This is a genomic window from Pseudomonas sp. ARP3 (assembly GCF_001029595.1).
Taxonomy (GTDB): Bacteria; Pseudomonadota; Gammaproteobacteria; order Pseudomonadales; family Pseudomonadaceae; genus Aquipseudomonas; species Aquipseudomonas rhodesiae.
Map to the genome: position 1 here is coordinate 23,890 of NZ_LEKF01000034.1, position 13,402 is coordinate 37,291.

The following is a 13,402-nucleotide window of genomic DNA, read 5'->3' on the forward strand; positions in this document are numbered from 1 at the left end:
ACTGAATTCAAAGGATCAACTCCCTCAGCAGTGCATCGGCTACCTTGGTCTCGCGCGGTCCGCCGATGCGAATTGCATCGACTAGAGCCAGGAAGTGATAGAGAAGCTCGTCTTTTTTTACCGCCCCAGGAACAGTTTTGTACAAGGGCGCGATTTCCTGACCTTTGCTTTTGCCATACGCATCTGGCCACACGGGGATGAGATCGCCACCGCTCATGACTTTACCCGTCAGGATAGGGGCCCCGAATGCTGTTGGAATTCCGCGAACGACGGCGCCAGGCTTTGCGGGAAATACGTAGCGAATGCCATATTTCACGAAGTCCAGAAGGGCTTCTCTTCTTACCAGAGGCTGCCCGCTGAGGCGGTTCGTGTGAATAAGGCCGATCTCACGACAGCGATTCAGAGAATTCGATACCTCGCTTTTGCTCAACGCCAACGACGCAGACAGTGCTCGAACGGAGTAGCTATCACTGTTATTCGGGAGCGTGTCGCCGTCGCTATCCTCCCAACCTTTCCACTCACTACCTGCAAGGAAAACAAGCGTTTCGGCCTCTTTTCCGGTGGCCCGCTCTTTCACCGCCTGTAGTTCCAGGCTAATCAGTTTGAAGAGGATAACGATATCCTGACTTTTCATAGGGCTCCCTGAAGCGGCTGTCCACTGTCCATGGACCGTGGACGATTTCTTGCATGGAGGGATAGCCCTGTCAAGAAAGGAATCAAAGATTCTGCAAAAACACCACATACCCCCGAAACCACTCATTGCTCTGCAAATACCCCGGCGCCTGCCATTCACCGCCCTGAATCAAGCCGATCTTGAACGGCAGCCCCAGCCGATTCATCCGCGGTAAGTACGCCGCGTAATCCGGGATGCTGTGGCGGCCTTGATAGGTCTGCACCACCACTTCATCCACCACGCCTTTGAGCTGGGCGATGGCGGCTGGGTCGGCGTTGCTGCTCCAGTCCATCAGGCCGGTGATGCTCAGCCGCAAGTCGGCGGGCAGGCGCTGGCGCAGGTCGCGCAGAAAGTCGGCGTATTCGTGCAGGTATTGGGTGCGGGCGTCGAAGTCGATCTGGATACCTATCACTGGGTTGCCCGCGTCGCGCCAGCGTTGCACCTGGCCGAGCAGCTGGGTGTAGATCGGTTCGGGCCAGCGCAGGGTGTGGGCGCGGTATACCACCCAAACCTCGGCCTGGGTCAGGCGCGGTACGCTCATGCCCTGGGCGATCAGCTGCACGCCGCGCTGGGGGGCGCGGCGGGTAGAGTTGATCTGGCCCTGCAGGATGTAGAGGGTCTTGGCCTGCTTGAGCACCGCTTGGGACTTGACGCCGCTCCACAGCCAGAAGGCGTCATAGTCGCGGGCGTCGACGGCACCGAAGGCCGGGCTCACCAGCATCAGCAAGCCTAGCCACAGGTGTTTCACCAGTAGTACTGCAGCGATTTGCCCCACTGGGTGTCGGCGTAGCCGCTTTTGAGCTGGCGGAACCAGGCTTTGCGCACGGCCGGTTCAACGTCCTGCCCACCGCAGCTGTTATAGCCGGCCGGCGCGTAGCAGTTGATGGCGCGGAACAGCGCATAGGCCTTGTCTGTCTTCGGCGCCTTGGCGTCGCCGATCACCTGCTTGTAACCGTCGAGTCGCGAGAAGGTGGCCCCTTTGAAGTCCGACGCGGTGCTGCCCAGGCTGCCGGCGGCGCGTGCTTGTTCCAGCGGCATGCCGTCCAGGTTGTTGCGCAGGATGAACTCGCCGAGGCAGTTGAGGGCCTGGGGGTTCTTGGCCTCGGTTTGCAGGGTCGCGGCAGTTTGCGCGATGGCCGGGCAGGTGTAGCCGGAGGCGGCTTTTTCACCGTTCCACTGGAACAGTTTCAACGTCTGCCCTTCGCTGTAGACATAGCCCAGGCTGCTGCTCAACTTATCTTCGGGCACCGGGGTCGGCAGTTGCTTGAAGTCCTCGGCAAAGGTGGCGAACTGGCCGCGCAGCAGGTCTTTGTAGAGCAACACGAATTGCGCGGTCTGGCGCTCCACCGGGTCGCTGGCCTGGGCGATCTGTTGGCGCAGCAGCTCAGGCCCGGCGACGTTGCGCAACAGGCTGTAGCGCACTTGCTTGGCGCTGATCGGCGAGTCGGCGGCAAACACCTCGGCCAACTGGCCGCTGCGCTCGTAGTTCATGGCCAGGGCCAATTCCAGTTGATCGCGCATCAACGGCAGTTTGGCCAGTGGCAGCAATTGCAGCCACAGCGCTTGGGCGCCTTTCCAATCTTGCTTGGCTTCCAGCGCCAGGGCGCGCAGGGTCTGTTGGCTGAAGGCGAAGTAATTCAGGCTCGACGGCACACTTTGCGGCAACTGCTTCAGCGCGGCATCCGGCTGGTGCTCGATGTACAACGCACACACCGCCAGCAGGTAATCGTAGAGTTCGGGTTCGCTGGCAAACAGTGCCTTTTGCTTCTCCAAGTCTGCGCGGGACAAAGTCGGCTGATTGCCGCCGCGCATCACCATCAGGTCGCTGACCAGTTGGATCATCGGCGTCTTCACTGGCTGGCTGTTGACCATCAACAACTTGAGGTCAGCCTCTTCCACCAGCTCATCCTCGGACACATTGCGCTGCGCGTCGCTGGCTTGCGTGAGGCTCCAGGCATACGCCTCGGCCAGTTTGCTGCCATCATCGGCCAACCAGTAGACCCGCCGCAGCAGGCCGCGCGCGGAGGCGCTGTAATCGCCTTGTGGATAAGCACTCAGGTAGCTATCAAAAGCTTGCTCGGCATTGGCCAGCGCCGACTTATCCACACGCGCCAGAGTCGGCACGCCGTCGGCATCGTACGCGTCGGCCTGGGCCTGGTTCAGCGCAGTGCGGGCGGTCATGTACAGCGCGGCTTCCTTGAGCCAGGGCAGGGCGCTGCTGCGGGCGGCGCTGAAGCCGCGCTCGGCTTCGGCAAAACGGCCGCTGTAGAAGTCGGCGGCAGCTTGCAGGTAGGTGTACAGCTGCTGGCCGTCGGTCGATTGCAGTTGCTGTGCATTCGCCACGACCGGGCCGTCCCACTCGCAGGTGGTGAGCAGTTGCAGGCGGGCTTTGACCAGCAGCTCGCGTTCGGCGGCCGGCATATCGGCCTTGACCACTTGGCGCACAAACGCGGTGGCACTGTCGTCGTCGTTGCTGCGGCAACGGCTGCCTTCACCCGTGACAAACGCCTCGCCGGCGGTGGTGTAGTCCTCGCGCTTGATGCCCAGGGGTTGCAGCAGGTTGTCCAGTTCGGCGGTGGACGATGTGTCTGCGCCGTCATCGGGCTCGGTGTCCGTACCGCCACCCTGCGACAAGCGATATACCGGGAATGGCACCGGGCCGAAGCCCTCGGCCAGGTCATCTTCGCTCAAGGCATTGGGCGTCAGGCCCGTATTTTTCTTGTCGGCCAGTAGCATGCGCAGGTTGACCCGGCTGTCGTTGCCAGGGCTGAGGAAAGGCTGGTTGCTACACGGTTCGAGGGTGTCGCGGGAAACACGCCAGTCGGGGTAGCACGAATCGTCGGAGCTGGCCTGGGCCTGCACGGAGAGACCGGCCAGCAGGGCCAGTGCCAGAGGTGACAAAAAACCGATGCGCATGAGGTGTCCTTGATCCTGGTGCTTGGAGGGGCGCAATCATAGCTTGATCTGACAATTGCTTTGGTGACTGCCTACACAATTTGCCGATTTGTCCGATTGGGGGTAGTGGCAATTTAATTTCGCTGACTTAGACTGCGGTCATCGTCAGGGAGTCGACCATATGAAGCAATTGCATGGATGGGCGTTGGGTTTTATCGGCATATTGGGCGTGGCTCAGCTGGCCATGGCCGAAGACCCGTTGTTGGATCATTCGCCTGCGACCACCGCCAGTGCCGACAGCGAAGCGCGGGGCGTGTTGCGTGCCCGCGACCAGGCGATGCTGGCCAGTGAGCTGTCCGGGCGCATCGTCGAGTTGCCGTTCAGCGAGGGTGAGACGTTCAAAAAAGGCGACACCCTGGCGCGTTTCGATTGTTCGGCCTACCAGGCCCAATTGAACGCCGCCCAAGCCGCCAGCCGTGGTGCCGGGGAAGAACTGGCGCACAACAAACAGTTGGCGGCGCTCAATTCAGTCGGACGCTTTGAAGTGGCTCGCGCCGAAGCGCGGTTGAGTGAAGCCCAGGCCCAGTCCCAGGTCTACCAGGTACAAGTCAAACGCTGCAATGTGCTGGCGCCGTATGACGGTCAAGTGGTGCAGCGCAAAGTGCAACGCTATGAGAGCGTTTCGGCTGGCGCACCGTTGCTGGAAATCGTCGATAACCGCAGCTTGGAAATTCACCTGTTGGTGCCGTCGCGCTGGATGGGCAAGCTCAAGCCGGGGCAGACGTTCAGTTTTACTCCGGATGAAACTGGCCAGGCGTTCAGCGCTACCGTCAAACGCCAGGGCGCACGCATCGACGAGGGCAGTCAGACGCTGCTGCTGGTCGCCACCTTGCCCAATGCCACCGGCTTGATGGCGGGTATGAGCGGCACCGCCCACTTCGCGCAACTGCAATGAACGCACCCATGGCGGGGAACACCGAGCGGGTGTTCGCGCAATTTCTGGACCTCGAACGCCAGACCCGCGCCGCCCGCTCCACTGAGCAATTGGCCTACAGCTTGGTCAACGATGGGCAAGCGCTGTTCGGCTATCGCCACGCTGCATTGTTGATTGCCGGTAAGGTGCAGGCGGTCACAGCAGTGAGCAGCATCGACCCGAACGCGCCGTTCGTGGCGTTTGTCGAGCATGCGGTGGGGCAGTTGCACTCGCTCGACCTCGGCCAGACCGCGCGCGTGGTGCCTGCCGAGCAATTGAGCGATGCCGTGCGCGCCGACTGGCAGAGCCTGTCGGCCGAACAGGTGTTCTGGTTGCCGCTGATCAACCCCCAGGGCCAGGTGTTTGGTGGCCTGTGGCTGGCGCGGGATACGCCGTGGAACCCGGCAGAGCAAGTCTTGCTGGCGCAATTGGGCGACACCTACAGCCATGCCTGGCATGCGTTGCAACCGCGCCAGCCGTGGCGCCTGCGCCTGACCCGCAAACGTCAGGTGGCGGTGGGGGTCGGGTTGCTGCTGATGTTGCTTATCCCGGTGCGCCAGTCGGTGCTGGCGCCCGCCGAAGTGGTGCCGCTGGCTGGACAAGTCGTCGCGGCACCCTTGGATGGGGTGATTGCCGAGTTCTTGGTTAAACCCAACCAGAGCGTGAAATCCGGCGACCTGCTGCTGCGTTTTGAAAGCACTACCCTGACCGCCCAGGCGGACGTGGCGGCGCGGGCCCTAGGTGTGGCGGAGGCGGAGCTCAAGGCCAATTCCCAGCGTGCCTTTGCCGATGCCGAATCCAGCTCGCGCATCGACTTGCTGGCCGCGCGCGTCGAGCAAAAACGCGCCGAACGCGACTACGCCCGCGAGCTGCTCAAGCGCAGCGAAGTGCGCGCCGAGCGCGACGGCATCGCGGTGTTTGCCGACGCCGAGCGTTGGACCGGCAAACCGGTGCAAACCGGCGAGCGCCTGTTGCAGATCGCCGACCCCGGCCAGGCCGAGTTGCGCATCGAACTGGCGGTAGGCGATGCGATTGCCCTGGCGCCCGACGCGCAGGTCGCGCTATTCCTCGACAGCGACCCGTTGCAACGTCACCTCGCCACCCTGCAACGCGCCGCGTACGAAGCGCAGCCCACGCCGGGCGGGCAGTTGGCCTATCGCTTGGATGCGCAGTTCGATGACGCGCCGCCGCGGATCGGCCTGCGTGGCACTGCGAAGCTGTATGGCGACCGCGCGCCGCTGGCCCTGTACCTGCTGCGGCGACCGTTGGCGGGCCTGCGCCAAAGCGTGGGCCTCTGATGAGCCTGCCCAAACTGCGTGACGACCTGCAACTGTCCAGCGCCGGCGCGGCATTGGATGGCTCGCCGCGCTGGACCCTCGCCGACCCAGTGCGTGGGCGCTATTTCAAGCTGGGCGCCACGGCCATCCGTCTGTTGCGGCATTGGTCCCTGGGCGACCCGGAAAAAGTCCTGCAAGCTGCCAACCGCGAGCCGGGCTTGCCCCTGGGGAACAGCGAAGTCACCGAGCTGCTGAGTTTTCTACGCGCCCACGACCTGATCGCTGCCCTCGACCCCGAGCAATGCGCCAGCTATCTGTATAAAGCCGCCGCCCAGAAGCAGGGCCTGTGGCAGGTGCTGCTGCATCAATACCTGTTTTTCCGCATCCCACTGTGGCGCCCGGACACGTTCCTCAATCGCGCCTGGCCGTGGTTGGCGCGGTTTGGTCCGGGCCTGTTGCGCTACGGTTTGCCGATGACCCTCGGTCTTGGGGTGTTTTTGGTGGCGCGCGATTGGCAGCGCTTCCTGGCGACGTTCCCGCACCTGTTCAGCCTCGGCGGCGCCCTGGCGTTTGGTGTGGCACTGTTCTTCGCCAAGTTGTGCCATGAATTCGGCCATGCCTTCATGGCCAAGCGCGCCGGTTGTCGGGTGCAAAGCATGGGCGTGGCCTTCATGGTGCTGTTGCCGATGTTCTACACCGACGTCAGCGACGCCTGGCGCGTCAATGATCGCCGCGCCCGCTTGATGATCGGGGCCGGCGGGGTGATGGCCGAGCTGCTGCTGGCGTGTATCGCCTTGCTCGCCTGGTCGCTGTTGCCGGATGGACCGGCGCGCACGGCGGCGTTCATGCTGGCCAGCGCCACCTGGCTGACCACCCTGGCGATCAACCTCAACCCGTTCATGCGCTTTGATGGTTACTTTTTGATCAGCGATTTATGGGGCGTGGACAACCTGCAAGGCCGTGCCTTCGCGCTGTGCCGCTGGCGTCTGCGCGAACTGCTGTTCGGCTATGGCGAACCGGCCCCGGAGCCGTGGTCGCCGGCTTTGCAGCGACGCCTGTTGTGGTGGGGCTACCTGGCGTGGCTGTGGCGTGCGGCGCTGTTTCTGGGGATCGCGTTGGCGGTCTATCACCTGTTCTTCAAGCTGCTCGGAATCTTCCTGATGCTGGTGGAATTGGTGTGGTTTATCTGCCTGCCGATCTACAAGGAATGGCACGAATGGTGGAGCCGTCGCAGCCAGGCCCATGCGCCCCGGGTGTTGCTTAGCAGTCTCGGGTTGGGGCTGATCGTGCTGGCGCTGGTGGTGCCGTGGCGCAGCGCGGTGGAACTGCCGAGCATGCTCGAAGCGGGTCGTGTCAGTGCCTTGCATGCGCCGGTGGCGGCGCGGGTCAAGGCATTGCGGGTGGTGGACGGGCAGGCGGTGACCCAGGGCCAGGTGCTGATCGAACTGGAATCGCCGGACCTCGACGCGCGCCAAAGCATCGTGCGGCGCGAAGTCGAGATCCTGCAATTGCAGATGCGCCGCCAGGCTGGACGCAGTGAAACGGCGGCCGACGCCGGGATCATCGATCAGCGCCTGTCCCAGGCCCTGGCCGAATACCGCGGCCTCGCTGCCCAACGCGAACGCCTGCTGTTGCGCGCCCCCCATGCGGGCACCGTGCGCGATGTATTGCCGCAATTGGACGTGGGTCGCTGGCTGTCGCCCAAGGATGCGCTGGTGCAGGTGGTGGAGGATGGCGCGCGCCTGCGTGGCTACCTGGCCGAGGCCGAGTTGTGGCGAGTCGGACCAGGGGCGACCGGGCGGTTTATCGCCGATGACCCGATGCGCGCCGCGATCCCCGTTGAATTGACCGACGTTGACGCAAACGGCGTGGCTTATCTGGATCAGGAGGCGCTGACCTCCGACCATCACGGGCCAATAGCCGTACGCCGCGACGAAAACCAGCGTCCTGCGCCGGTACAGGCGCAATACGGCGTGCGTCTCAAAAGCCTGCGGACGATCGACACCCCCCGGCAGCCGTTGCGCGGCGTGGTGCTATTGCAAGGACGCAGCGAGTCGGTGCTGGGCACGGCCTGGCGTCGAGCGGTGGCGTTGGGCGTTAGGGAAAGCGGATTCTGACAAGGAGTGCAGACGATGATGAACAATCAGGGCGGGTTGGCGCAGGGCTTAGCGATGCGCCCGTCACGGGCCAGCGACGGGCCGTTTTTGCAGAAGCTCTACCATTCGGCGCGGGCGGATCTGCAGTGGATCGACGGCGAGCAAGAGAAGGTAGAAGAGGTCATCGCCCAGCAGTTCCAGGTGCAGGAGCGGGGCATGGACCAACAGTTTCCAGGGGCCCTGCATTACGTGGTGGAAAAGCTCGGCACGCCCATCGGTGCCTTGAGTGCCGACTTCGGCGCCAATGAAATTCGAGTGTTGTACCTGGCGCTTATCCCCGCCGCACGTGGCCAGGGCTTTGGTCGGGCGATGCTGCATAGCGTTCAGCAGGCCGCCACCCAAGTGTGCTGTCCGGTGGCGACGGTGGTGTGGGCGAGCAACCCCCATGCGCGCCAGCATTACCTGGCGCTGGGGTTTCGTGTGGAAGAACAGACACCGGCGGCGCAGCGGTTGGTGTGGTACCCGCCTCAGTTGAACACGATGCAAAAGTAACCGCGCTCGCCGTCACGCCCCATGGCGGGCTCGCGGGACACGAACACGTGTTCCAGGCACACATCCGGCAAGGGCATGCGGCATAAACCGTCGACGAACTCCGTCGGGCCGAGGCTGTTGAGAGACACACTGAAGCCCTCGCGTACGCTGCCCGGGAAACCGGACTGTGGCGACGGGCGCAGCCCCTGGACCTGAATTTGAAGTGCCGAGCCATCCGGCAGGTACAGCACGCTAGGCTGGGTCAGCAAGGGGCGAAAGTGTTCGAGGGTGACCTGATTCAACATGGTTCGGCTCCGCATCGGAAGTGCCGAGGCCCATGGGCCTCGGCCGGGGGGCATCATGGGCGTGAAGGATAAAGTCCTTCCAAGGCAATGCTGAAGTTGATCGCCAGATAGGGGTTCATAATGCCAACGGCCTGGCTCTGGCCGGCGCTGGCCGTCTCGCCGCTCAAAGCGCTGGTGACGCCCTTGAGTGGTACCGGGTTGGCGCCTTGTTGATCGGAATAGATCGTAGCGCTGCCCGGTCCTGGGCCAGAGGCGCCGATGTAGGCATTGGTAGGCGTAGGCACCGTTACTGGGTTGCTGACTACGCTGGTCAGTTGCACCGTGGTGTTGCCTGCGAGTGTGCCTGCGCCATGGGTGTGGGCGGGGAGGTTGCCGGCCAGCAGCGTGACCGACTCGCTGCCCGAGAATGCACCGATCGCATGGGGCGACAGCCCCGTGCCTTGGCCCATGCCCACCGGCACGCGGCTTTGCAGGTTCGGCAGTTGGAAGGTGGACTGACCGTTGCCGCCGTAGAAGGTGCCAATCAACGAAAACAGCACGGCGTTCTGTTGCACAGCCACGATCTGGCCATTGCATAACGCCCAGCCATTGGGTGCGTAGTTAAAGGCAAAAGACTGGATGGTGCCGATAAATACTTCCATGAGTCGCGAATCCTTGTGTGAGCTCTAGGGTCTTGGACGACGCCTATCGATCGGGCGCCATCGCAAAGCGTAGACGCACATTTGCGCTACGCCCAACGGTTGCGAAACCGCGAGCGAAACCTGGGCTTTTGCCCTAGAGTTGCGCGTGTTTGCGCATGTGTGGCGTTTACCCGGGAAACCGGCGGTATCAGGGGATTTGAGGTGCGACGGTCTGTGGTCGAGCAAGACGAAAAAGTGGGCCCATTTGCCGTAGCGGGCGCCTGGGAAGGCAGCCGTTGGCTGAGCCGGTTATGGTGGGTGCCGATCCTCGCGCTGGCCATAGCCACGCGGTTCTATGGCTTGACGGCCGCGGCGATCTGGGGCGACGAAGGTTCGAGCCTGCTGCTGAGCGAATATGCCGTAGACGACCTGTGGTTTCACGCGGCCCATGACGTGCACCCGCCGCTGTACTTTTTCATGTTACGTGGCTGGATCGAGCTGTTTGGCGACGGCATCTGGTCGATTCGTGCCATGAGTGCGATCCCCGGCGTGGTCGCCGTGGGCCTGGGCGTGTGGCTGATGCGGCAACTGTCCACACGCCGCGCTGCCGCGCTGGCGGGCGTGCTGCTGGCGTTGTTCCCAAGCGCCGTGCGCTACAGCCAGGAAGTGCGCATGTATTCGCTGCTGGCCGTGTGGCTGCTGGGCGCCACGCTGGCGCTGGTGTACTGGGTGCGCCAGCCCGAGCGCACGCGGTGCCTGGTGGCTTATGTGTTGTTGATGGCGGCCGGTTTTTATACCCACTACTTCACAGCGTTGTGCGTGCTGGTGCACTGGGCCTGGCTGGGCGTGTTGTGCCGCTCCCAGGCGCCCGGCCAGCGCCTGCTCACGCGTCCGGTGTGGTGGTGCGCAAATGCCGCGATTGTCGCGTTGTACCTGCCTTGGCTGCCGAACCTGCTGGATCTTGTCCAGCATGTCGAACAGCTCAAGGTCGGCGGTGATATTGGCTGGGAAGACCCGGTCACGCTGACCTCTGTGCCTTCGATGATCTGGCAGTTCGTGCTGCAGGATGAAGGTGTCGGCTTCTGGGCACCGCTGTTCTGGCTGTTTCCGCTATCGCTGGTGGCGGCGGTCGCGGTGACCGTCTGGAAGGAACGGGATAGTTACTCTCCGGCCTGTCTGCTGGCGCTGTTTTTTATGCTGCCGCTGCTGGTGGTATACGGCGTGTCGTTTGTATCGCCTGTGTTCATCGAACGTTACCTGACGGTGTATGCCCTCGGCTTGCCAATGCTCATTGCCCTGGCCATCGAGCGTCTGCCGACGCGCCTGTCGTGGCTCGGGGCGGCGTTGCTCGTGGTATTTGTCGGCGTTGAGCTGCTGGGTTTGAAGAACAACGCCACGGTGGATGTGCATGACCAATTCAACGTGCCGGTGGAGTTCGTCAATCGCAATTACCAGGAAGGCGATCGCATCGTGCTCAGCGACATGATGTGGTACTTGAGCTACGTGTATTACGACCAGACCGACGCCCAGTTGCAGCTCTACACTCCGCCCAAGCCCGACGGCACACCGACCCGGCCAAACGCCTATGGTTTCGGCACCCTGGTGGATCAGGACGGTGGACGCATTTACCTCGACCGTCTGTCGGCTTTACCCGCCCAGACCCGCCGTGTCTGGCTGATCAGTAGCAACGAAATGCCGGATGATTTCGCGCCGATTCCCGACGGTTGGCGCCAAGTGTTGCAGCAAGATGGCGGCGGTGCGCGGGCGCGGCTGTTTTTGCTGTGTGTGGGGCCTGACTCTATGCAGCCTGAGTTAATTTCGAAACAGTATTAAATCGGATGCGAGTAGTGGCAATTTCATACTAGTGGCTGTAGCAATCCTGAGCTAATCTTGGTGACAAAGGAATTGTCCTACAAAGTGGTGAATGGATTGCCGTATCACTTTATTTCCGGCTTGCCGCGCTCCGGCTCGACCTTGCTTTCTGCCATCTTGCTGCAGAACCCGCGCTTTCATGCGGGCATGAGTAGCCCCGTGGGCCTCCTATTCAATGGCGTGCTGGCGCAGTGCAGCGCCGGCAGTGAATTTGGCTCGGTGATTGACGCCGACACCCGCCGCCGCCTGCTGCGCGGCCTGTTCGATTCCTACTACGCCGACAAAACCGCCACGCCCGTGGTGTTCGACACCAATCGCCAGTGGTGCGCGCGCATGCCGGCGCTGCATGACCTGTTTCCCCAAGCCAAAGTCATCGCCTGCGTGCGCAACGTCGCATGGATCATGGACAGCCTGGAGCGCCTGTACCGCGCCAATCCCTTCGAAAATACCAAGCTGTTCAACGACGATGTCGAGCGCAACACGGTGTACAGCCGTGTCGAGACCCTGGCCCAGCGCAACCGCATGGTCGGGTATGCATGGTCGGCGCTCAAAGAGGCGTACTACGGTGAACACGCCGGCTCGATGCTGATCGTCGACTACGACCTGCTGGCCCAGGCCCCCGAGCGGGTCATGCGACTGGTCTACGAATTCATCGGTGAGCCGTGGTTCGAGCATGACTTCGACAACCTCAGCTACGACGCACCGGATTTCGACCAGGACCTGGGCGTAGCCGGTCTGCATCGGGTCAAACCACAGGTGGCGTTGCAAGCGCGGCGCAGCCTGCTGCCGCCGGATCTGTTCGAGCAGTTCGCCCATATGGATTTCTGGCGTGACGGCAGCTTGAGCGCTGCCAATGTGATTCGCACCAAAGCCGACGCCGCGATCAGTTGATCGCGGTTTTTTTATTTGTGGGTATCAGCATTCGACAAGCGGGTGAGCAGCATGTGGTGGAGCAAAGGCAAGGCACGGCAAACGACAACGCGCGCGCGCACGCAGGCGACGCCGATGATCATGTCCCTGGAACCGCGCATGCTGTTCGACGGCGCGGTCGCCGCCACGGTGGCTGATGTGGCGCAGGCCGACAGCCATGCCACGGCTGCCGATGCGGCCGCCAAGGCGCCGACCGCCGAGCACGCCGGCGCCGTCGGCGAAACCCACGGGCAAACCGATGCACCCGTGACTCCGGCCCCGGTCACTGTGCCGGGTGAGTCAGTCGTATTCGTCGATGCACGGGTCAAGGACTCCGCCGAGTTGCTCAAAGGCGTCGCCCCCGGCACCCAGGTGGTGCAGTTGGATGCGAGCAAGGACGGCCTGCAACAGATCGCCGATTACCTGGGCAGCCACCAGGGCGTCAGCTCGGTGCAGATCATCGCCCACGGCAACTCGGGTGACCTGTGGCTGGGCAACACCTATTTATCGGCAGACAACATCGCAGCTCGTAGCGAGGTGCTGGCGCAGATCGGGCAGGACATGAACGTCGGCGGCGACATCCTGATCTACGCCTGCAACACGGCAGCGGGCGATAGGGGCGTCAACTTTGTCGACTCGCTGGCGCAGCTGACCGGGCGCGATATTGCCGCGTCCAGCAACCGCACCGGCGCGGGCAGCGACTGGACCCTGGAAATCGCCACCGGCTCCATCGAGAGCCGCACCGCGCTGGCCTACGGGAGCATGTCGGGGTATCAGTACAGCCTGGCGACGGTCACGGTGCTCAATAATGGCGACAGCGGTGTCGGCAGCTTGCGGCAGGCCCTGAGCTCCGCGGTGTCGGGGGATACCGTGGCCTTCGGTGCTGACATGACGATCAACCTCAACAGCCAGCTGATCATCAGCAAGAACCTCACCATCGACGGCGATCGCAACAATGATGGTGTGGCGGACGTGACCCTCAGCGGGCAGTACAAAACCCAGGTACTGCAGGTCAACTCCGGGGTCACCGCGACCCTGGATGGCCTGATCATCACCAAGGGCCTGGTAGCCGGCAACGGCGCTGCGGCGGGGACCGACGGAACGGCGGCGATGGGCGGCGGTATTGTCAACTTCGGTAACCTGACCTTGACCAATGTCACCGTCACCAGTAACGCAGCCTCGGGTGGCGGCGGCGGTGGCGGAGTTACCGCGCCTTACGTCGGTGGCGCGGTCGGTGGCGGGGGCGGCCAT

At 63.0% G+C, this 13,402-nt stretch carries 12 protein-coding genes; 7 read left to right on the top strand and 5 right to left on the bottom strand.

Translation table 11 applies throughout. From position 1 onward, the window contains the following. Positions 1-7: 7 nt before the first annotated feature. The 3 genes from ABX75_RS26680 to ABX75_RS26690 form a co-directional block, all read right to left on the bottom strand. A complete protein-coding gene (locus tag ABX75_RS26680; RefSeq protein WP_034095252.1) occupies positions 8-634 on the bottom strand; it encodes a hypothetical protein in 627 nt (208 codons plus the stop codon). Between the two features lie 82 nt (positions 635-716). After that, positions 717-1,421 carry a DUF3142 domain-containing protein gene (locus ABX75_RS26685; protein WP_047882988.1) on the bottom strand — a complete coding sequence of 235 codons (705 nt, stop codon included), beginning with the start codon at positions 1,419-1,421 and terminating at the stop codon, positions 717-719. Beyond that, positions 1,418-3,589 carry a hypothetical protein gene (locus ABX75_RS26690; protein ID WP_047882989.1) on the bottom strand — a complete coding sequence of 724 codons (2,172 nt, stop codon included), beginning with the start codon at positions 3,587-3,589 and terminating at the stop codon, positions 1,418-1,420. The genes ABX75_RS26685 and ABX75_RS26690 overlap by 4 nt, the downstream gene beginning before the upstream one ends. Positions 3,590-3,812: 223 nt before the next feature. Between ABX75_RS26690 and ABX75_RS26695 the strand changes: the two genes are divergently transcribed. The 4 genes from ABX75_RS26695 to ABX75_RS26710 are packed head-to-tail and all read left to right on the top strand — an operon-like array spanning position 3,813 to position 8,466. After that, positions 3,813-4,523 carry an efflux RND transporter periplasmic adaptor subunit gene (locus ABX75_RS26695; RefSeq protein ID WP_371264012.1) on the top strand — a complete coding sequence of 237 codons (711 nt, stop codon included), beginning with the start codon at positions 3,813-3,815 and terminating at the stop codon, positions 4,521-4,523. Next, a complete protein-coding gene (locus ABX75_RS26700) occupies positions 4,520-5,839 on the top strand; it encodes an efflux RND transporter periplasmic adaptor subunit (RefSeq protein ID WP_034095256.1) in 1,320 nt (439 codons plus the stop codon). Before ABX75_RS26695 ends, ABX75_RS26700 begins: the two co-directional genes overlap by 4 nt. Continuing rightward, entirely contained in the window at positions 5,839-7,935 is a 2,097-nt protein-coding gene (locus tag ABX75_RS26705) for an efflux RND transporter periplasmic adaptor subunit (RefSeq protein WP_047882990.1), read from the top strand. Before ABX75_RS26700 ends, ABX75_RS26705 begins: the two co-directional genes overlap by 1 nt. A 15-nt stretch (positions 7,936-7,950) precedes the next feature. After that, positions 7,951-8,466: a GNAT family N-acetyltransferase gene (locus ABX75_RS26710; protein WP_034095258.1), complete on the top strand. Its 516-nt coding sequence runs from the start codon at positions 7,951-7,953 to the stop codon at positions 8,464-8,466. Here the strand turns inward: ABX75_RS26710 and ABX75_RS26715 are convergent. Together ABX75_RS26715 and ABX75_RS26720 are read right to left on the bottom strand one after the other, a co-directional pair. Then, positions 8,442-8,750 (bottom strand): hypothetical protein, encoded by a 309-nt coding sequence (locus ABX75_RS26715; RefSeq protein ID WP_034095259.1) that lies wholly within the window; start codon positions 8,748-8,750, stop codon positions 8,442-8,444. The two genes, ABX75_RS26710 and ABX75_RS26715, sit on opposite strands and share 25 nt — an antisense overlap. Positions 8,751-8,803: 53 nt before the next feature. Further along, the gene (locus ABX75_RS26720; RefSeq protein WP_034095260.1) at positions 8,804-9,391 is read right to left on the bottom strand and encodes a phage tail protein; all 588 of its coding nucleotides are present in this window, start codon (positions 9,389-9,391) and stop codon (positions 8,804-8,806) included. A 201-nt stretch (positions 9,392-9,592) separates the two neighbouring features. On the opposite strand from ABX75_RS26720, the gene ABX75_RS26725 reads away from it, so the two are divergent. The 3 genes from ABX75_RS26725 to ABX75_RS26735 form a co-directional block, all read left to right on the top strand. Further along, on the top strand, positions 9,593-11,203 hold the full coding sequence (locus tag ABX75_RS26725; protein WP_047882991.1) for a glycosyltransferase family 39 protein: 1,611 nt from the start codon (positions 9,593-9,595) through the stop codon (positions 11,201-11,203). A gap of 87 nt (positions 11,204-11,290) precedes the next feature. Continuing rightward, the gene (locus tag ABX75_RS26730; protein ID WP_236238726.1) at positions 11,291-12,133 is read left to right on the top strand and encodes a sulfotransferase; all 843 of its coding nucleotides are present in this window, start codon (positions 11,291-11,293) and stop codon (positions 12,131-12,133) included. Positions 12,134-12,184: 51 nt separating this feature from the next. Further along, positions 12,185-13,402: DUF4347 domain-containing protein (locus ABX75_RS26735; RefSeq protein ID WP_177329714.1), on the top strand; the 1,218-nt coding region annotated here is incomplete at its 3' end.